Source organism: Tianweitania populi (genome assembly GCF_014652875.1).
Classification (GTDB): domain Bacteria; phylum Pseudomonadota; class Alphaproteobacteria; order Rhizobiales; family Rhizobiaceae; genus Tianweitania; species Tianweitania populi.
The window spans coordinates 796,757-815,965 of sequence record NZ_BMZQ01000001.1 but is presented as its reverse complement, the minus strand read 5'-3'; the positions used below and the strand labels follow the sequence as shown (position 1 = coordinate 815,965).

Here is a 19,209-nt window from a genome sequence, read left to right as displayed (position 1 = left end):
GTGTACTACGCGGCGAGGATTTTCTCGATGGCCTGACGATCGAGCCCCTTCAGACCGATCACGACCAACCGCGTGCCGCGCGTTTCGTCGGCCTTCCACGGGCGGTCATAATAATGCGCGACGCGAGGGCCGACGGCCTGCACGAGAAGGCGCATCGGCTTGCCGGACACGTCTGCGAAGCCCTTGAGACGCAGGACGTTCTCGGTTTCAGCAGCCTTGGCGACCTTTTCAGCGAGCGCGTCGGGATCGTTGATCGCGGGCAGTTCGACGATGAAGGTATCGAAGTCGTCATGCTCGTGATCGAAGGCGCCGTCATGGCCCGTCTTGCGGTTTTCGATGTCGTCTTCCACCGCAAGGCCAAGGCCGAGGAATACAGCCGGATCGATCTGGCCATGGGCGGACGGCACGATTTTCACCGCACGCGGCAGATGGCCGGCGATGCGGGCTTCGGCACGGCTCACGGCTTCGGCGTCGAGCAGATCACTTTTCGAAAGCACGATGAGGTCGGCGCAGGCGATCTGGTCGTCGAAGACTTCTTCCACGGGATCGTCATGATCGAGCGACTCGTCGGCTGCGCGCTGGGCCTGCAGGGCATCCATGTCAGACGCGACCCGACCTTCGGCGAGTGCTGGGCCATCCACCACGGCCACGACGCCATCGACGGTGACGCGGTTCTTGATTGCCGGCCACTGGAAGGCCTGGATCAGCGGCTTGGGCAAAGCGAGGCCGGAGGTCTCAATCAGGATGTGATCGACCTTCGGTTCCAACGCCAGGATCTGGTCGAGGGCTGGCGCGAAATCGTCGGCCACCGTGCAGCAGATGCAGCCGTTAGCCAGTTCGACGATGTTTTCGTCCGGACAGTTCTCGACGCCGCAGCTTTTCAGGATCTCGCCATCGATGCCGACATCGCCGAACTCGTTGACGATGATGGCGATGCGTTTGTCGCCGGACTTTTCCAGCATGGAGCGCAGCAGCGTCGTCTTGCCCGCTCCGAGAAAGCCGGTGACGACGGTGCAGGGAGTGCGGTCGGCTGAGACGCTCATGGCAGGTCCTTCAAATGGTCGAATGTCGGGATGCGCGCGATCAAACCGCGCTTCAAGGCTTCGGGACGGGCGCGAAACGGCATGAACGGGTCCGATGACGTCGCGAAGAGTTCCGCACCAGCGATGATGTCACCCGCGCTTTCCTCGTCAAGCTCGCCGAACAGGTAGCTCCAGCCGCCGTCGCGCAGCATGGCGACGCTGATGCCGCGCCGGCAATTGCCGAGGCAGCCGACGCCTTGCACGGTGATGTCGGTGTCTTTTGCCGCTTCGGTGACGGCGTCAAGCAGGCGTGAGCCGGGACGCACCCCATCTGCCGGCATGTCGCGCAAGCGGCAGGAGCGGCACACGAGAACGGTCACCGCGGCCGGTTCGGGAGCCGGATCAGGCACGATCGTGGTTGCGGGTGAGTCTGCCGCCAAATTCCATACTCCTCGCCCGGATCGCCCGCCGGACATGTTCAGGATCAGTTCGCTGACGGCAGGTCTCCTGGCTCTCGGATCATCGCGCTTCTTCCGCCTTCCCAGGCTTCTGGCCCAGTGGCTCTTGGAAGGATCGCTCACCCGATCACAGTTGCGGGGACAGCTGCGGAGTGGCTTTCGCGCACCGCATTCCCTCTTAGCTCCCGGCTTTGCGGCCGGCAGACCGTCGGCAACGCTTGTACGGCTTGGCGCGAGCGGCTGTCAACGCGACGACTTCGCGCGACGCACGATGTTCAGCGCGTGTCGCGAATCCGATTGCACGACAATGTGAAAGCTCTATGCTGGCTTTGTCGACGGTTCCCGCAAGGGATCAAGGGAACGCGGTGAGGACGGTGTCCTAAGCCGCGGCTGCCCCCGCAACTGTAAGCGACGAGTTTTGCCGAGTGCCACTGGAGATAGTTCCGGGAAGGTCGGTTGAAGCGCTGGAGTCGCAAGCCAGGAAACCTGCCGTAGACGTGAACTCGTAACGTGCCCTCGGGTGGAGGGCGGAAGGATGATCATGACGACTTCGACACTCGCGCCTGCCGGCGCTTCGGTTGAGACCCATACTCAGGCTCAGACGCTGCCCTTGATGATGGCCGCGCTGCTCGGCCTCCTCGTGATCGGCTTCGTCGGCTTCTCGCATATCGAAGCCGTGCACAACGCCGGACACGATTACCGGCATTCCATGGCTTTTCCCTGCCACTAACCCAGGGACGATCTCATGACCCTTTTTCGTAACGTCGTGTTTCTCGCGGCGCTGGCCGGGCTATGCGCCGGCCTCGTTATGACCGCGCTTCAGGTCACGTCGACCGTGCCGCTGATCTTGCAGGCGGAGACCTTCGAGAATGCAGCGCCCGAAGCGCATGAGCATGGTGCGGCGGATGCGACCGCACCCGTCAGCAGCGAGGCGCCTGCCGTTCCCGCGCATGAACATGATGAGGACGGCTGGGCGCCGGCTGACGGCTTCGAGCGCACGGCCTTTACTGCACTCGCCAACATCGTGACCGGCATCGGCTTTGCGCTGCTTCTCGTGGTCGCCTCGGAATTTGCTGGCGGCATAACCACCCTGCGCCAAGGCCTGCTTTGGGGCTTCGCCGGTTTTGCCGTGTTCACCCTTGCGCCCGGTCTCGGCCTTCCGCCGGAACTACCGGCCATGCCGGCCGCCGAACTCCTGCCGCGGCAGATCTGGTGGACGGGCACGGTGCTCGCAACGGCGGCTGGTTTGGCGCTGGTGGTCTTTGGCCGCGCATCGTGGCTGGCGATTGGCGGCATCGCGCTGCTGGTCGTGCCGCATCTGATCGGCGCACCGCAGCCGGAAAGCCATGAGTCGCCGATACCGGAAGGTCTACATCATCAGTTCGTGGTGGCCGTCACCGTCACCAACCTGGTGTTCTGGGCCGTACTCGGCGTGATGACCGCGCTGCTGCGCAACCGCGTCGTGGACGATGCCGTGACAGCGCGGCCGCGGCTTGCCTGAACCGACCACACTGGGCCGGCTGACCTTTCTGCTCGGCGGCGCACGCTCTGGCAAGAGCCTGCATGCCGAGCGGCTTATTACCACCTTGCCCGCGCCCTGGACCTATATCGCCACGGCGCAACCCTTTGACGACGAGATGCGCGAGCGGATCGCGCATCATCGGGATCGGCGCGAGCAAGGCTGGCGAACGCTGGATGCGCCGTTCGATCTGGCTGAAACGTTGCGTGCTTTGCCGGCGGACACGCCAATGCTGCTCGATTGCCTGACGCTTTGGCTGACCAACATCATGCTGGCGGAGCGTGATGTTGATGCAGCAGCGGGCGAGCTGTGTTCCGTGTTGTCCGCTCCGACCGGCCCCTGGTATGTCGTGTCCAACGAAGTGGGCCTGAGCATCGTGCCGGAAAATGCGCTGGCGCGGCGGTTCCGAGACGAACAGGGGCGGCTCAACCAGAAGATCGCGGCGCTGGCCGACGAGGTTCTGTTCACCGTGGCCGGCCTGCCGATGAAAGTGAAGTGAATGACTGAAATCGACGCTGAAGAAGCCGCCCGCCATAAGGCCAAAATGGAGAAGCGCAAGCAGGTCCAGGATGCCGAAGTGGCCGAAAAAACGGTCGAGAAGGGCCTGCTGATCGTCAACACCGGTCCCGGCAAGGGCAAGACGACGGCCGCCTTCGGGCTGGCCTTGCGTATGCTGGGGTATAACAAGCGCGTCGGTGTCGTGCAGTTCGTGAAAGGCGCCTGGCATACGGGCGAAATGGATGCCTTCAAGCGCTTCGGCGATCAGGTCGTGTGGCACACGATGGGCGAGGGTTTTACTTGGGAAACGCAGGATCTGCAGCGCGATATCGCGGCGGCGGAGCGGGCCTGGGCCAAGGCGGAGGAGTTGCTGGCTGATCCGATGATCGGGCTGGTGATCCTCGATGAACTCAACATCGCGCTGCGCTACGAATATCTCAATCTCGAGAAGGTCGTGGCGACACTCAGCGCGCGGCGGCCGGACCTGCATGTCGTGGTCACCGGCCGCAACGCCAAGCCGGCGCTGGTGGACGCCGCGGATCTGGTGACGGAAATGACGGCCACGAAGCACCACTTCAAGGCTGGCGTGAAGGCGCAGCAGGGCATCGAGTTCTAGCGCGATGACTGCGCGCGCTCTCATGTTCCAGGGCACCGGCTCGGATGTCGGCAAGTCGCTGGTGGTGGCTGGCCTTTGCCGCGCCTTTGTTAATCGCGGGCTGACCGTTCGGCCGTTCAAGCCGCAGAACATGTCGAACAATGCTGCGGTGACTGACGATGGCGGCGAGATCGGCCGGGCGCAGGCGCTGCAGGCGCTGGCCTGCCGCACGCCGCTGACCGTGCACATGAACCCGATCCTGCTTAAGCCGCAAAGCCAGGTTGGCGCGCAAGTGGTGGTGCAGGGCAAGGTGATCGGCAATGCCGATGCCCGGGCCTATCAGAGCATGAAGGCAGGGCTGATGCCTCGGGTTCTGGAGAGTTTTGGGCGCTTGAAGGCGGAGGCCAACCTGGTGCTGGTGGAAGGTGCCGGCAGCGCGTCCGAAGTCAATCTGCGCGCTAACGACATCGCCAATATGGGCTTTGCGCGTGCGGGTGACGTGCCCGTGGTGCTGATCGGCGACATCGATCGCGGCGGGGTGATCGCGAGCCTGGTTGGGACCAAGCATGTCATCGAGCCCGAAGATGCCGCGATGATCTGCGGCTTTCTGGTTAACCGGTTTCGTGGCGATCCCTCCTTGTTCGATGCGGGCATGGTGACGATTGCGGAGCAGACGGGCTGGCGCGCTTTCGGACTGCTGCCGCATTTCGAGGATGCGCGGCGGCTGCCTGCCGAAGACGCCTTGGCGCTGACCGCCAAGGCTGCGCGTAAGGAAGGGTCAGGCAAGGTGCGGATCGCGGTGCCGATCCTGCCTTCGATCTCCAACTTCGACGATCTCGATCCGCTGGACGCCGAACCTGATGTGGAGCTCGTTCGCGTGTGGCCAGGAACAGCCCTGCCCGGCGATGCAGACCTTGTTCTGCTGCCGGGGTCCAAGGCGACGATTGCCGACTTGCATGTGTTGAAGGACGCAGGCTTCGGCATTGATCTGCAAGCGCATGTAAGACGCGGCGGGCATGTGCTGGGTCTATGCGGCGGGTTCCAGATGCTGGGGAAGACGATCAGCGATCCGAATGGCATCGAGGGGCCGGCCGGCGCGGTAGAGGCGCTAGGGCTGTTGGACGTCGACACGGTGCTGACGTCGGACAAGGCGCTGCATCCGGTGACCGGCACGACGGGCGATGGCGACGCGTTCCGGGGCTATGAAATGCATGTGGGGCGCACGGGCGGGCCGGGCACGAAAAAGCCGTTTGCGCAGCTGAGCGACGGGCGTTTGGATGGCGCGGTGTCAGCGGACGGGCTGGTGTCAGGCACCTATGTGCATGGCTTCTTTGCCGACGATGCGCAGCGAGCGGCTTGGTTGGCGAAGCTCGGCGGCACGTCGCAGCTGGCCGACTACGATGCAGGCGTCGACCACGTGCTGGACGGGCTGGCCGCGCATTGCGAGCGCTTCCTTGATTTGAATGCGATGCTCAGCCATGCACGGTGAAGAGCGCCAGCGCGGTCACGCCGGCCAAAGCTACCATCAACAGGTCGGCGGTCCAGTAAAGGCGAAGCGCGCGGCGGATATCGGCGGCGGTTGCATCGCGGCGACCGCCCTCGCCCATGAAGGCGTCGTGGACCTGGACGCCGCCATAGGAGCGCGGACCGTTCAGCGCAAGGCAGAGCGCACCGGCGAAGGCGGCTTCCGGCCAGCCGGCATTCGGCGAACGGTGCTTGCCCGCATCGCGCCGCACCGCCTTCCAGGCGCCCGCAGCGGAGCAGCTGGGCAGGATCGCGGCGGCGGCGATGACCAGAAGCGCGGTCAGGCGCGAAGCCGGCAGGTTGATCAGGTCGTCGAAGCGGGCGGACGCCCAGCCGAACTGCTGATAGCGCGCGTTCTTGTGGCCGATCATGGAATCCGCCGTGTTGACCGCCTTGTAGGCCGCACCGCCGGCCAGCCCGCCAACGGCCAGCCAGAAGGCTGGCGCGACGATGCCGTCGGAGAAGTTTTCCGCGAGGCTTTCGATTGCCGCGCGGCAGACGGCGGGTTCGTCAAGCTGTTCGGGATCGCGACCAACGATCATGGACACGGCGCGGCGACCGTCGGTCAGGCCTTCGGCTTCAAGCGCCTGGGCAACAGCCTGGACGTGGGTGGCGAGGCTGCGTTGGGCGGGAAGCGCGCTGGCGATGAGCGCGGTGACGATCAGCGCCCAGCCATCGCCGAGCACCGTCTGGATGGCGAAGCCGATCCCGCCAGCGGCTGCGATCAGAACGATCAGCGTCAGCCCGCCGCTGGCTTTCCGAGTTGCGTCGCGGAAGTCGGGTCGGTTAAGCGTGCGTTCCAGACGCGAGATCAGAGCGCCGATCCAGGTCACGGGGTGGCCGATGCCGGCGAACAGGCGGTGGGGATAGCCCAACGCGAGTTCGAGGATCAGAGCGAGAAGAGCGAGCAGGACGAACATGCGCAACCAGGCTGACGTGTCTGAGGTGCCGGACCATGGCGGCAGCCTGGCGCGCGCTGAAGCGCGGTTTCCAGAGGCTCCCAAGCCGTGGATCGACTTGTCGACGGGGATCAATCCGCACGCCTATCCGTTTTCGCCCCTGCCCGCCACCGCCTTCTCGCGTCTGCCGGAGCCAGCGGAAACGGCAGAGTTGGCGAGGCTTGCGGCTAGCACTTACGGCGTGGCCAATCCGAGCTGCATCGCCTGCGGACCGGGCACGCAGATCCTGCTGCCATTGGTGATGCGGCTGGTTGAGCTCGGTCGCGCGGCCGTGCTGTCGCCGACTTACGCGGAACATGCGCGTGCCGCCGCTTTGGTGGGGCATCAGGTCACCGAAACCGGCGCGATTGACGATCTTTATGACGCCGTTCTGGCCGTCATCGTAAACCCAAACAACCCGACGGGGCGCGTGGTACCGCGCGCGAAACTGCTCGATCTCGCAAAACATCTCCATGCCAAGGGCGGGCTGCTGGTGGTGGACGAGGCCTTCATGGAGGTTGGTCCAGAAGGCGAAAGCGTTGCCGGTGATGTCGGTGACGGCGGCTTGGTGGTGCTGCGTTCCTTCGGCAAGTTCTTCGGATTAGCGGGGGTGCGGTTGGGGTTTGTTCTAGCCGAGAGATGGCGTGCGGAGTGGCTGAATGCGCAGCTTGGACCCTGGGCCGTCTCTGGGCCGACGCTGCATATTGCCAAAGAGGCGTTGGCGGACGAGGCTTGGAAAGAGGCCATGCGGCGACGGCTTGGCGAAGAAGCGGCGCGAATTGACCGCGTCTTGAGCGCTCGCGGCTTGGAGATTGTCGGCGGGACAAGCCTGTTCCGCTATGTCCAGTCGGCTCATGCGGCGGCCTTGTACCAACTGCTTGGCGAGCACGGCATTCTGGTGCGGCCCTTCCGCTTTGCCGATGACGTGCTGCGGATCGGCTTGCCAGCGGATGACGATGCGCTGAGCCGGCTTGAGGCGGCACTGACTGCATTCAGAGCGCAGGCATGATCCACGTTACGCCGCTGTCGCATCTGCCGGAAACGCTGGCTGCTTCGAAGGCGCGGCGGATGATTGCGCTGCAGTCGATCGGGGCAACGTTTGAACGGCCAGAGGGTATCGAAGCGGACGACTATCTTCAGCTTGCCATGCATGACATAGCGGAGGAGCGCGAGGGTTATGTCGCGCCGTCGCGCGAGCAGGTGGCGGCGATCCTGGCGTTTGCCGAACGCGTTTCAGCGGACGATCCGATCCTGATCCATTGCTATGCCGGGATCAGCCGTTCGACGGCGGCGGCCTATGCCATTGCGGCTGCACTTCGGCCGGACCTCAGTGAAGAGGCGCTGGCACAGGAACTGCGCTGGCGCTCGCCATCCGCGACGCCAAACCCGCGCATTGTCGCGCTGGCCGACGGTCTGCTTGGGCGGCAAGGCCGGATGGTGGCTGCGATCCGCTCGATCGGGCGCGGAGCGGAGGCTTTCGAGGGCACACCCTTCACCTTGTTGGGATAGTGGCAGGAAGTGTGAGGTTGGCCGGAACCAAGATCGTGTCTGCCGGTTGAACGCGGCCAACAAGGAGACAGGTCATGGCCGAGAAAACGCTCGAAGAGATCGCCGCCGCAATGAAGGGCATCGACATCGCGATGCTGACCACCGTCACCGAAGACGGCAGCCTCGCAAGCCGTCCCATGAGCAACAATGGTGACGTCGATTTCGACGGCGACTCCTATTACTTCACATACGAAGAATCGCGCATGGTCGCGGATATCGAGGAAGAGCCCGCCGTAACGCTGGGCTTTGCTGGCGATGACGGCTTCTATGTCGCTGTTTCCGGCGATGCTGACTTGATCCGCGACAAGGAAGAGTTCGAAGCCCATTGGAACCCGGACCTCGACAAGTGGTTCGAAGACGGCATCGACACACCGAACATCGTGATGATCAAGGTTGAGGCCGATCGTCTGAAATGGTGGAAGGGCGAAGAAGCCGGGGAATTCACGGACTTCTAATCAGGACGTCCTGCGTTTGATGGATGCAAAAAAGGGCCGGATTGATCCGGCCCTTTTTTGTTGCTTAGAGCGCAATGCGGTACTTTGCGAAGCCGCCCTCACCCTCGCCGGCCGGCTCGATCTTGACCGCCTTCACATCGCCGATGAAGGCTCGCGCCTTCGGTCCGGTTTCAAACAGAACGCTGGTGTTCGGCAGGGATGCAAAGGACCAGTTGGCGTCGGCAGACGGGTTGATCGTGCCTTGGTCGACAATGTAGCGCACGATCACGTCGCGGTTGGTGTCCGGGGCTTCGAAGATCACCTTGGACTCGTTGATCTCCGGGAAGTTGCCACCGCCGCCCGCGCGGTAGTTGTTGGACACGACGACGAACTTGGCGGCCGGATCGATCGGCTTGTTGTCGAACATCAGGTCCTTGATGCGGTTGGACTGGGCATTCAGCACCTCGCCTTTGACGCCATATTTCGGCGGCTGCGAAAGGTCTATTCTGTAGGTTACGCCGTCGATGACGTCGAAATTGTAGGCCGGGAATTCCGTGTTGATCAGCGGCTGATCGGCCTTACCAGGCTCGACCTGCCGGAAGATGCCTGCCGACATTTCCAGCCATTCCTTAACCTGCGCGCCGGTGACTTCCAGCGCGCGCACGGTGTTGGGATATAGGTAGAGGTCGGCCACATTGCGGATCGCGATGTCGCCCGCCGGAACGTCGGTGTAGTAATCCGCGCCGCCGCGACCGCCGGACTTGAAGGGTGCCGCGGCAGACAGAACCGGCAGGTCCTTCCACTGCGTCTCCTTCAAGAGATCCTTGATGTACCAGGTCTGTGCCTGGCTCACGATCTGCACGGATGGATCGTCGGCCACCAGCGCGAAATAGGAGTAGAGCGGCGCGGAGGTCTTGCCGACCGGGCGGCGGACATAATCCAGCGTGGCCTTGTGCTCGGCATCGACGGCCTCGACTACCTTCTGCTCGTCCTTGACGGTTGCCACAGTGTCGCGGCCCTTGCGCTCGGAGATCGGTCGCGCTTCGGACGTGCCGGATACAACCTTCCATTTGCTGCCGTCGCGCTCGAGCAGCAGGTCGATCAGGCCCATATGCGAGCCCCAGAAGCCGCCCATCACGGCCTGCTTGCCCTGCAGCGTGCCCTTCTTAGGATCGACGCCCTGCAGATCCTGGAAGTCCTTCGGGCCTGGGAAGACCAGGTGCTGGTGGCCGGTGAAGATTGCGTCGATGCCGTCCACGCCCGCCAGGAAGAAGGAGGCGTTTTCCATCATGTCGGTCTTCTTGGTGTCGATGCCGGAATGCGAGAGCGCGATCACGACGTCGGCGCCCTCTTCCTTCATCTGCGGCACCCAGGCTTCCGCCGCCTGCACGATGTCGCGCGTCGCGACATTGCCGCTGAGGTTCCTGGCGTCCCACACCATGATCTGCGGCGGCACGAAGCCGATGATGCCGATCTTGATCGGGTGCTCGGCGCCCGAGCCGTCTTTGATCTGCTTGTCGAGGATCAGGTAGGGTTTGAGGTAAAGCTTGTCGTCGCGCGGATTGGCGGCGAGTTCCGTGCCGCGGATGAGGTTGGCGCAGACGAAGGGATAGTTCGCGCCTGCCAGCACCTTGTCCATGAAGGACAGGCCGTAGTTGAACTCGTGATTGCCGAGCGTCGAGCAGTCATAGCCGAGCGTGTTCATCGCCTTGATGACCGGGTGAACGTCGCCCTTCTTCATGCCGCGCTCATAGGCGATGTAGTCGCCCATCGGGCTGCCCTGGATGAAGTCGCCATTGTCGACCAGCATGGAATTGGTGGCTTCGTCACGAACCGCCTTGATCAGCGATGCCGTGCGCGACAGGCCCATCGTGTCGTTCGGCTTGTCGGCATAATAGTCGTAAGGCAGCACGTTCACGTGGATGTCGGTGGTTTCCATGATGCGCAAGTGTGCCTGGTTGGCCTGAGCGCGGGCGGAAAATGGATGCAGCGCGATGAGACCGGCCGTCACCGCCGTGCCGGCCAGAAAGCCGCGGCGGGACATGGCGAGTTGCGTGTTCATGAAACTGCTCCTGATCTGCAAACGAGTCTTAGGCGGAGTGTTGCGCTGCCAAGCACATCATGTCCAGCATCCAAGTAACCGCAGGATCATCGCGAAGAGATGACACGCTGCTGCCTGCAGGTCCAAGTCATACAAGCTCGGTCTTCAATCCGAACGCCGTCCGGTCGATGATCTCGCGCATGGCGAAGGACGTGTTGATCTTGATGACGTGTGGCATGGCCGTCAGCCATTCCTTGTGGATCCGCTCGTAGTCGGCCAGATCGCGCGCGGCGATGCGCAGGATGTAGTCGTATTCACCGGTCATCAGATGGCAGGACAGGACGTTCGGGCAACGTTTGATCGCAGCCTCGAACTCCGACAGGGTTTTCTCGAATTGACCGGACAGTGAGACATGAACGATCGCCGTCATCGGATGCCCGAGGCCGGCGGCCGAGATCTGGGCATGGTAACCGCGGATGGTGCCGGATTTCTCCAGCATATCGAGGCGGCGTGAGCAGGCGGATTGGGAGAGGCCAACCTTCTCAGCCAGAGCTGCATTCGACATGCGGCCGTCCTTCTGAAGAGCGCTAAGGATCGCAAGATCGATCTTGTCCAAAGCCATGATCCGCGATTCCTTCGACAAACGTCCTTCTACGCGCAAGACTATGTCACGAAGTCGCGCGAGAGCAATTGACATCGCAAGGACCTGCGACACCTCCTAGGCATACAGTCGCTGCTCTGCGGAACGCCAAGATAATGGGAGTGCAAACATGCGCGTCGGCTGCCCCAAGGAAATCAAGAACCACGAATATCGCGTCGGCCTCACCCCAGGTGCGGTCCGCGAATATGCGGCACACGGTCATCAGGTGATGGTGGAAACCGGAGCGGGTGCCGGCATCGGTGCTGGTGACGACGCGTACCGCGCCGCCGGTGCGACGATCGCCAAGACTCCGGAAGAGGTGTTCGCCAAGTCGGACATGATCGTGAAGGTCAAGGAGCCGCAGCCCAATGAATGGGTGCAGCTGCGCGAGAACCAGATCCTTTACACCTACCTGCACCTGGCGCCTGATCCGGATCAGACCAAGGGTCTGCTCGCTTCGGGTGTCACCGCCGTTGCCTATGAAACCGTGACAGACGAGCGCGGCGGCTTGCCGCTGCTGGCACCCATGTCTGAGGTGGCGGGACGTCTCGCAATCCAGGCCGGTGCGACCTCATTGCAGAAGGCCAACGGCGGCCGCGGCGTGCTGCTGGGCGGCGTGCCGGGCGTGCTGCCGGGCAAGGTCGCCGTAATCGGCGGCGGTGTTGTCGGCCTTCATGCCGCGAAGATGGCGGTTGGGCTGGGTGCCGATGTCACGATCCTCGACCGCTCCATTCCGCGCCTGCGCCAGCTCGACGACATCTTCAACGGCCGCGTTCATACGCGCTACTCGACCGTCGAGGCGCTGGAAGAAGAATGCTTCTCGGCTGATCTCGTTGTGGGTGCCGTGCTGATTCCCGGTGCGGCAGCACCCAAGCTGGTCAGCCGCGAAATGCTGTCTGGCATGAAGAAAGGTGCGGTGCTGGTCGACGTCGCAATCGACCAGGGCGGCTGCTTCGAGACCAGCCACGCCACCACCCATGCCGACCCGACCTATGAGGTCGAGGGCGTGATCCACTACTGCGTCGCCAACATGCCGGGCGCCGTGCCGGTGACCTCCGCCCACGCCCTCAACAATGCGACGCTGCATTATGGCCTGGCGCTGGCCGACAAGGGCCTCAAGGCGCTGGTGGACGAGCCGCATCTGCGCAACGGCCTCAACGCCCACAAAGGCCGCATCACCAATGCCGCAGTAGCCGACGCGCTGGGCTACGACCTTGCCGAGCCGAAGGCAGTGCTGGCTGCCTGAACGGCACTCAGCGTTTGATGAAGGAGCCCGCCGGAGCGGTCCGGCGGGTTTTCTTTATGGCTGAACCATAACACCGCCCGTCGTCGGCTGGCGGCATCCCGTCGTCGTCGGCCAAGTCAGCGGCAGGCCGCGTGCAGAGCGTACCGCCAGATAGGCCCAAGCCTCGGCCTCGGTAGCATCACCATCGAGGCCGACATCTTCGGCTGCCAAAACCTCACCATCAATGGTTTGGACGAGTCTGCGAAGATCGCCGGCGATATGCGGGTTCTTGCGACCGCCGCCGCAGAGGATCCAGAGCTTTGGTGTCTCCGGCATCTGCTTGCGCGCGGCGAACACCGCTTCGGCTGCGAGCGCCGCCAGCGTGCGCGCGCCATCGTTGAGAGACAAGCCTGTCACGGCGGACAGGTCGAAGTCGCTGCGATCGAGTGACTTTGGGGCAAGCTGGGCGAAGAAGGGCAGTTGAAGGTAGGTATCGACAACAGACTGGTGCACGCTGCCCCTAGCCGCGGCTGCGCCATCGGCATCGAAGGCGAGCCCTCCTTCACGCTGCATCCATTGGTCGATCAACTGGTTGCCGGGACCGCTATCAAAGGCGACGGGATCGCCGGCTGCGGGCACATAGGTGACGTTGGAGATGCCGCCGATATTGACGAAGACGGTCGGAGTTTTGCGGTAGGAATCAGAGAGGCTTTTGGCCAGCGCGGCATGGTAAGCTGGCACCAGCGGTGCGCCCTGCCCGCCGGCGTTCATGTCGGCTGCGCGCATATCATACACGACGCGAGTGCCGGTTCGTTGTGCAAGCAGTGCGCCGTCGCCGAGTTGAACCGTGAGACCCTCGGCTGGTCGATGTAGGACGGTCTGGCCATGGAAGCCGATCAGGTCAGGTTCCCAGTCCGGGAAGTTGGCGAGGAACGCTGCGACAGCTTCGGCGTGGCGCAGTGTGAGATCGCGTTCCAGCTCGGCAAGATCGCTAGGCCTTTCGTCGCGTTGCTTGATCGCTTTTGCAGTTTGCAACGCGGTTTCGATGCGGGAGCGGAAGGCATCATCATAGGGCACAAACAATGACGGGCCGCGCTCGACGTTGCTCTCGCCGTCGGTACGCATGGCCGCGATATCGATGCCGTCCATGGACGTGCCACTCATCAGGCCGAGGGCCGTCGTCAGCGTCATCACCCGTCTCCCTTTGATTCCCTTGCCTGCGATGCTAAAGCGCAGCCGTCTTCCCAATCGTTAATAGGTGGAAGCCCATACCTCCCTCAAGCCTGACCGAAAGTCTGGAACCATGTCTGCCTTCAAGTCCGATTTCCTGCGCACGCTGCAAGAGCGTGGCTTCATCCACCAGGTCTCCGATGAGACTGGCCTGGACGAGCTCTTCTCGCGCGAGATCGTGACGGCCTATATCGGCTTCGACCCAACGGCGGCGAGCCTCCACGCAGGCGGCCTGATCCAGATCATGATGCTGCACTGGATGCAGCAGACCGGGCATCGTCCGATCGCGCTGATGGGCGGCGGTACGGGCATGGTGGGTGATCCGTCCTTCAAGGACGAAGCGCGCAAGTTGATGACCCCGGAAACCATCCAGTCGAACATCGACGGCATCAAGAAGGTTTTTTCGAATTACCTGACCTTCGGCGAGGGCCCGCGCGATGCGCTGATGGTCAACAATGCCGACTGGCTGCTGGGGATCAACTACCTCGACTTCCTGCGCGATGTCGGCCGCCATTTCTCGGTCAACCGCATGCTCTCGTTTGACTCAGTCAAGACGCGGTTGGATCGCGAGCAGTCGCTGTCCTTCCTCGAATTTAACTACATGATCCTGCAGGCCTACGACTTCGTGGAGCTCAGCAAACGCACTGGCACGCGCCTGCAGATGGGCGGCTCGGATCAGTGGGGCAACATCATCAACGGCATCGATCTCGGCCACCGCATGGACACGCCGCAGCTTTTTGCCTTGACCTCCCCGCTGCTGACCACCTCCTCCGGCGCCAAGATGGGCAAGTCGCTGTCGGGTGCGGTCTGGCTCAACCCCGATATGCTGTCGGCCTATGATTTCTGGCAGTACTGGCGCAACACGGAAGATGCCGACGTCTCACGCTTCCTGAAGCTCTACACGACGTTGCCGATGGACGAGATCGCACGTCTGTCGGCGCTTGGGGGTTCGGAGATCAACGAGGTCAAGAAGATCCTCGCCACCGAGATCACGGCCATGCTGCACGGGCGCGACAATGCGGAACAGGCTGCCGAAACCGCGCGTAAGACCTTCGAGGAAGGCGCTCTTGCAAGCGACCTGCCGACGATAGATGTGCCGACTGCCGATCTGGAAAGCGGCATTGGCCTGCTCGCGCTGATGGTGACCGCAAAGCTTGCCGCGTCTAACGGCGAAGCGCGCCGGCATGTTCAGGGTGGCGCGGTGCGCATCAACGACAAGCCGGTAAGCGACGAGCGCACGCTGGTGGGCACCGCCGAGATCGGCGAAGCCGGCGTGATCAAGCTGTCGCTCGGCAAGAAGAAGCACATCCTGGTGCGCGCGGCTTAAGGCTGAAGCGCATGCTTCCCTTCTCCCCTTGTGGGAGAAGGTGGATCGACGCACCAGCGTCGAAACGGTTGAGGGTATCGGCGCGGAGCGTTCCAAGCTGAAGCACCCCTCATCCGACTTCGCTCCGCTCAGCCACCTTCTCCCGCAAGGGGAGAAGGAAAGGCGCTCTTGCTAAAACTCGAAGATCGAGCGGAAGATGCCGGGGGCGATGGCCGAGATGGGGTTAATCTGAAGGTCGGGCTTCTTGGCATTGCCCATCAGACGGAATGTGATGCCGATCAGCGCGCCGTCGCGGCCGTTGCCAAGGATCTGGCCGATGATCGGAATCTCGCCGAAGATGCGGTTGACGCCGTAGGCCGGCAAAAAGGTGCCGGTCATGTCCATGTTGCCCTGAGGGTCATAGAATGTGCCCTGAAAGCTCGCACCGATTACCGGCCCGCGCACCACGCCTTCGCGCAGCATCAGCGAGCCCGGTCCTTTCTGGATCCGGGTGAAACCCCGCTCGAAGGCGACGCTGCTGGTGTCGATCTCCCGCTTCAACGCATCGTTGAGCGACTTGCCGTCCGGCGGCGGGTTGGAAACCAGCGAGCGCAGCTTGGGCTCGTCGACGATGCGGAAGTCGCGCGCATCGACACTGCCGACCATCGGCTTGCCAGTGCGGCCGGCCAGTTCCAGCTCAATGCGGCCGCCATACATATGCTCGTAGACATCGGCAAAGCGCAGGAAGCCGCCGGCATCAGTCGCCTGCACGCGTAGCGAATTGCTGCCGCCAGCATTGTCGGTTTGCACAGCCACTGCGCCGCCTGACCCCATGACGCCGCTGAGTCGCAGCGCGCCAGCACCGCTGTCATAGGTGACCTTGAGATTGTTGATCGCTTCGTTGAAGAAGCCGTTGGCTTGGTCAATGGCGACATCGAGCGCCACCGGCATCGCCTCGCCTGTGCCAGATGCCGAGGCGGCAGACTCGGCCAGATAGTGCTTCACCAGGGACCGCGCATCGAACTGCTTGCCGCGCACGCGCACAGTGTAGGTCTTGCCGCTGCGCTCAAGGTCGATCGACGTGTCGTCGCCCCTATTGAGCCGCACCGTGCCGAGCTTTGCGGAAGCCAATCCGCCGGAGTTCAGGCGCAGGTCGCCGGCAACTGAAAAGCTGTCGCCGCTCAAGCGGAAGTCCTGGAGATCCGTGACGCCATCATGCGCACTCAGGCCGAAGCGTAGCTTGGCAGGCACGCCGGCGCCCTTTTGCCATCCAACCCAGGGCACGCGAACCTCGGTGCCGGTAAGATCGGCCGTAACCTCCTGCCGGTCGCCCTGCGTGGCATCGACATCGAGCAGCATCGACCCTGAGATGAGCGGATCGAGTGCCGGGAAATGCTTGCGGCGCGCCGCTTCGTCCAAGGTCAGCTGAATGGACCGTTTGCGGGCAACATCCGTGGTCGTGCCCACCGGCTCGGTGAGGTTCAGCCGGGCCGGTATGCCGTTGAGATTGGCATTGGCGGCGATTTCCGCGCGGCGCTGATCGATCGATGCCGTTCCAGCTGCGTCGGTGACCGTCTGACCCGAAAAGGGCTTTGCCATAGCCAGCTTGTCGAAAGCGAGATCGACGCTCCAATGCACTCGCGCGCGGTCGACTTCGCGGCTGAGCGGGATGTCGGCATTGACCGTGCCCCAGATTTCGCCGCTGAGATCCTTGGGCTCCATGCCGATGAAGCGCAGCGCGTTGATCGGTTCGCGTGACGCGAGATCGCCAACCGCCTTGGCGTCGCCGGCAAGATCGAGCGTCATTAAGCCGACCGGGCCGCCCGCCTGATGGCCGGGAATGCGCATGGTGCCATTCGACACGGTTACACGCCGATCCTCCGCCATGAGGGCCTCGCCTTTCGACAAGGAGATGCCGACATCATTGCCGCCGAAGGTGATGACGCCGGCTGCGTTCTGCACCGTGGGCAAAGTATCGAGCACGTGGATGCGCGTGCCTTCCACCACGAAGCGACCATTGGCTTCTTCGGCCTTGAACGGGATGCCGTCGCCCAAACGGCCGGGCGGCAGCGAAAGGTTGATCTCGCTTTCGATCAGCCGGCCTTCGGACACGTTCTTGTGCACCCAGCCGCGCGCATTGGGCGCGACGATGAAGGGCCACAGCTGCTTGGCCGAGGCCACCGGCATCGACGTGGTGCCGAGGATGGCGCGGATGCCAGGAGCGCGGCGGCCATCGAAGATGATCTCGCCCTGCCCGGCGAACTGTCCGTCATCGGTGCTGAGCTTGAGATCGTCGATCACAAGCTGGGTGGGATCGGGCAGATATTTGCCGGCGATGCGCGAGGTGATCGCAATGGGCGGCTCGGCGAGGCCTTCAGCTGCCAAGCGCGACCCGTCGCTGACTAGCTCGAAGCGGTATGCACGTGCCGCACCCGGTGCATCTGCCGCGACTGGCTGCGGGCCGACCCCGCCGCTGAAGCTGAGCGTGGTCTCGCCGGTTTGAACTGCCGCGCGCTTGATCGCCAGTTCGCCGGAGCCGGTTCGAAGCTGCATGCTGAGCTCGGCGGCACCTGCAATGATGCCGTTCTTGCCGAGGTCAATGGCGGCCCCGGTCATGGAGGCGGTTGCGCTGAGATGGCTCGGCTCGCCGTTGATGCCTTCGTGGCCGTCGATATCCATGGCGATGGTGCCAAGCGACGGATCGACCTTGGCGTTACCATCATCGATCACCGGATCATCGCGGAAGATGGGGTCGGAATCGAGTTCAAACGTCAAGGACGAGATCTGCGTGCCGCCGGGACGCTCGGCATTGCCGGCCAGCGTGATCGTGCGTCCGTTGACAACGAGCTCGGCATTGATCGTCAGCGCATCCGCAACGCGCTGCAGCGTGGCCGAGCGGATCACGAAGGTCGTGGTCTTCTCCAGACCCGGAAGAACGATCTCGACATTTTCCAGCGCGAGCCGCCTGGTCTGGCCGGAGTCCAATCCGCTGAAGGTACGGTGAAGACCCTCGAAGATCGCCGCCAGCACTTTGTCGGGATCAACGAGGCCCTGCTCGTTCTTCAACCCGGCAGCCCAGTCCTGCTCACCATTCTGCTGCAAGGCGCCGGCCACGATGCGCGCATCGGCAAGCGTGGCATTGCCGATTTGGATGCGACCTTGCAGCAACTGCAGAGGTGCAAGGCCGAAGCGAACCTCACCAGCCGAAATCTGCGGCCCGCCTGGATTGACTGCGCCGAGCTTCAGGTCCGCGAGGCTCAAGGATAGAAAGCGCGAGGAGTCGAAGGAAACGCCGAGCCGCCCCAGCGAAGCAGACACCGGTTCACCCGCAAAGCGGCTGCCGCTCCGCTCGGCCTGTTCGCGCAAACGATCCATGCCGATGGACGGGATGCCGTAGGCCGCAAGGAAGAACACGGCGGCTAAAAACAAGCCGATCAGGAGGCTGAAAACTACGCCGAGGCGGTGAAGGTGGCGTCGCTTTCGGCGCTTGGGCTGAGGAGACGTCGCCACTTGCGGCCGGGCAGCAGAAGGCAAAGCGCCGAGATCAGCGATCTCGTTGCGCCGGAAGCGGATTCTCTGATGCTCGCGCGGCTCGTTTTCCAACGGGGTCGACGGTTCCTGATCGGCTGATGGACGAATCCGGCTGGGCTCTATATCTCGCGAGAAACGTCACGAGGTAAACGGGTTAGGTTATGGCTGAGCTACAAATTGGCGACACTGCACCGGATTTCGAACTCCCACGCGATGGGGGCGGAACTATGTCGCTGCAATCGCTGCGCGGACGTCCGGTGGTGCTTTACGCTTACCCCAAGGATGACACGAGCGGCTGCACCGCGCAGGCCATCGACTTCACGCGGCTGAAGCCGGACTTCGAACAGGCCGGCGTGACAGTCGTCGGCATTTCGCCCGACAGCGTGAAGAAGCACGACAAGTTCAAGCAAAAGCACGAGCTCGGCATCGATTTGATCGCCGATGAAGACAAGTCCGTGCTGGCGGCGCTCGATGTGTGGAAGGAAAAGAGCATGTACGGCCGCAAATATATGGGCGTCGAGCGCTCCACCTTCCTGATCGACAAGGACGGCAAGATCGCCCGGATCTGGCGTAAGGTTTCCGTGCCCGGTCATGCCGAGGAAGTTCTGGAAGCTGCGCGTGCATTAAGCTGACTGTCAGAAACGCGTCACAGCAGGGCGGCTGAGCGACTTGTTTTTGTGCCTCCGCGTGATAGGTCATC

General features: G+C 63.1%; 18 protein-coding genes and 2 riboswitches. Of the genes, 11 read left to right on the top strand and 7 right to left on the bottom strand.

What is annotated here, in order from left to right:
* Nucleotides 1-5: 5 nt before the first annotated feature.
* Both cobW and IE166_RS04120 read right to left on the bottom strand, forming a co-directional pair.
* The gene (cobW, locus tag IE166_RS04125; RefSeq protein ID WP_189501860.1) at nucleotides 6-1,043 is read right to left on the bottom strand and encodes a cobalamin biosynthesis protein CobW; all 1,038 of its coding nucleotides are present in this window, start codon (nucleotides 1,041-1,043) and stop codon (nucleotides 6-8) included.
* Nucleotides 1,040-1,462 carry a DUF1636 family protein gene (locus IE166_RS04120; protein ID WP_244641317.1) on the bottom strand — a complete coding sequence of 141 codons (423 nt, stop codon included), beginning with the start codon at nucleotides 1,460-1,462 and terminating at the stop codon, nucleotides 1,040-1,042. The genes cobW and IE166_RS04120 overlap by 4 nt, the downstream gene beginning before the upstream one ends.
* A 40-nt stretch (nucleotides 1,463-1,502) precedes the next feature.
* A riboswitch (cobalamin riboswitch) is annotated at nucleotides 1,503-1,705 on the bottom strand.
* Between the two features lie 94 nt (nucleotides 1,706-1,799).
* Nucleotides 1,800-1,988: riboswitch (cobalamin riboswitch) on the top strand.
* 33 nt (nucleotides 1,989-2,021) lie between these two features.
* Between IE166_RS04120 and IE166_RS04115 the strand changes: the two genes are divergently transcribed.
* The 5 genes from IE166_RS04115 to IE166_RS04095 are packed head-to-tail and all read left to right on the top strand — an operon-like array spanning nucleotide 2,022 to nucleotide 5,581.
* A complete protein-coding gene (locus tag IE166_RS04115) occupies nucleotides 2,022-2,210 on the top strand; it encodes a CbtB domain-containing protein (RefSeq protein WP_189501855.1) in 189 nt (62 codons plus the stop codon).
* A gap of 15 nt (nucleotides 2,211-2,225) precedes the next feature.
* Nucleotides 2,226-2,981: a CbtA family protein gene (locus tag IE166_RS04110; RefSeq protein WP_189501853.1), complete on the top strand. Its 756-nt coding sequence runs from the start codon at nucleotides 2,226-2,228 to the stop codon at nucleotides 2,979-2,981.
* A complete protein-coding gene (cobU, locus tag IE166_RS04105) occupies nucleotides 2,974-3,498 on the top strand; it encodes a bifunctional adenosylcobinamide kinase/adenosylcobinamide-phosphate guanylyltransferase (protein WP_244641316.1) in 525 nt (174 codons plus the stop codon). Before IE166_RS04110 ends, cobU begins: the two co-directional genes overlap by 8 nt.
* Entirely contained in the window at nucleotides 3,499-4,113 is a 615-nt protein-coding gene (gene cobO / locus IE166_RS04100; RefSeq protein ID WP_189501852.1) for a cob(I)yrinic acid a,c-diamide adenosyltransferase, read from the top strand.
* 4 nt (nucleotides 4,114-4,117) lie between these two features.
* Entirely contained in the window at nucleotides 4,118-5,581 is a 1,464-nt protein-coding gene (locus IE166_RS04095; RefSeq protein WP_189501850.1) for a cobyric acid synthase, read from the top strand.
* Here IE166_RS04095 and cbiB read toward each other — a convergent pair.
* Nucleotides 5,565-6,536, bottom strand: a complete 972-nt coding sequence (cbiB, locus tag IE166_RS04090) for an adenosylcobinamide-phosphate synthase CbiB (protein WP_189501848.1) — start codon at nucleotides 6,534-6,536, stop codon at nucleotides 5,565-5,567. The two genes, IE166_RS04095 and cbiB, sit on opposite strands and share 17 nt — an antisense overlap.
* Between cbiB and cobD the strand changes: the two genes are divergently transcribed.
* The 3 genes from cobD (at nucleotide 6,535) to IE166_RS04075 (ending at nucleotide 8,557) form a co-directional block, all read left to right on the top strand.
* Nucleotides 6,535-7,563: a threonine-phosphate decarboxylase CobD gene (gene cobD, locus IE166_RS04085; RefSeq protein WP_189501846.1), complete on the top strand. Its 1,029-nt coding sequence runs from the start codon at nucleotides 6,535-6,537 to the stop codon at nucleotides 7,561-7,563. The genes cbiB and cobD overlap by 2 nt on opposite strands.
* Nucleotides 7,560-8,063: a tyrosine phosphatase family protein gene (locus IE166_RS04080; protein ID WP_189501844.1), complete on the top strand. Its 504-nt coding sequence runs from the start codon at nucleotides 7,560-7,562 to the stop codon at nucleotides 8,061-8,063. The genes cobD and IE166_RS04080 overlap by 4 nt, the downstream gene beginning before the upstream one ends.
* A gap of 74 nt (nucleotides 8,064-8,137) precedes the next feature.
* Entirely contained in the window at nucleotides 8,138-8,557 is a 420-nt protein-coding gene (locus IE166_RS04075) for a pyridoxamine 5'-phosphate oxidase family protein (protein ID WP_189501843.1), read from the top strand.
* Between the two features lie 64 nt (nucleotides 8,558-8,621).
* Here the strand turns inward: IE166_RS04075 and IE166_RS04070 are convergent, their stop codons facing one another.
* Both IE166_RS04070 and IE166_RS04065 read right to left on the bottom strand, forming a co-directional pair.
* Nucleotides 8,622-10,598: a bifunctional 2',3'-cyclic-nucleotide 2'-phosphodiesterase/3'-nucleotidase gene (locus IE166_RS04070; RefSeq protein ID WP_189501841.1), complete on the bottom strand. Its 1,977-nt coding sequence runs from the start codon at nucleotides 10,596-10,598 to the stop codon at nucleotides 8,622-8,624.
* A 127-nt stretch (nucleotides 10,599-10,725) separates the two neighbouring features.
* Complete coding sequence (locus IE166_RS04065; RefSeq protein WP_189501840.1) at nucleotides 10,726-11,199, bottom strand: Lrp/AsnC family transcriptional regulator; 474 nt, start codon at nucleotides 11,197-11,199, stop codon at nucleotides 10,726-10,728.
* A 148-nt stretch (nucleotides 11,200-11,347) separates the two neighbouring features.
* Here IE166_RS04065 and ald point away from each other — a divergent pair, with 148 nt between their 5' ends.
* The gene (gene ald, locus IE166_RS04060; protein WP_189501838.1) at nucleotides 11,348-12,463 is read left to right on the top strand and encodes an alanine dehydrogenase; all 1,116 of its coding nucleotides are present in this window, start codon (nucleotides 11,348-11,350) and stop codon (nucleotides 12,461-12,463) included.
* Between the two features lie 54 nt (nucleotides 12,464-12,517).
* On the opposite strand, the gene IE166_RS04055 is transcribed toward ald, so the two are convergent.
* Nucleotides 12,518-13,633, bottom strand: coding sequence for an anhydro-N-acetylmuramic acid kinase (locus IE166_RS04055; RefSeq protein ID WP_385964429.1), 1,116 nt, complete (start codon nucleotides 13,631-13,633; stop codon nucleotides 12,518-12,520).
* A gap of 112 nt (nucleotides 13,634-13,745) precedes the next feature.
* Between IE166_RS04055 and tyrS the strand changes: the two genes are divergently transcribed.
* Nucleotides 13,746-14,999: a tyrosine--tRNA ligase gene (gene tyrS / locus IE166_RS04050; RefSeq protein WP_189501834.1), complete on the top strand. Its 1,254-nt coding sequence runs from the start codon at nucleotides 13,746-13,748 to the stop codon at nucleotides 14,997-14,999.
* 171 nt (nucleotides 15,000-15,170) lie between these two features.
* On the opposite strand, the gene IE166_RS04045 is transcribed toward tyrS, so the two are convergent.
* Nucleotides 15,171-18,581 (bottom strand): YhdP family protein, encoded by a 3,411-nt coding sequence (locus tag IE166_RS04045; RefSeq protein ID WP_189501832.1) that lies wholly within the window; start codon nucleotides 18,579-18,581, stop codon nucleotides 15,171-15,173.
* 89 nt (nucleotides 18,582-18,670) lie between these two features.
* Between IE166_RS04045 and IE166_RS04040 the strand changes: the two genes are divergently transcribed.
* Nucleotides 18,671-19,141 (top strand): peroxiredoxin, encoded by a 471-nt coding sequence (locus tag IE166_RS04040; protein WP_189501830.1) that lies wholly within the window; start codon nucleotides 18,671-18,673, stop codon nucleotides 19,139-19,141.
* Nucleotides 19,142-19,209 lie beyond the last annotated feature (68 nt).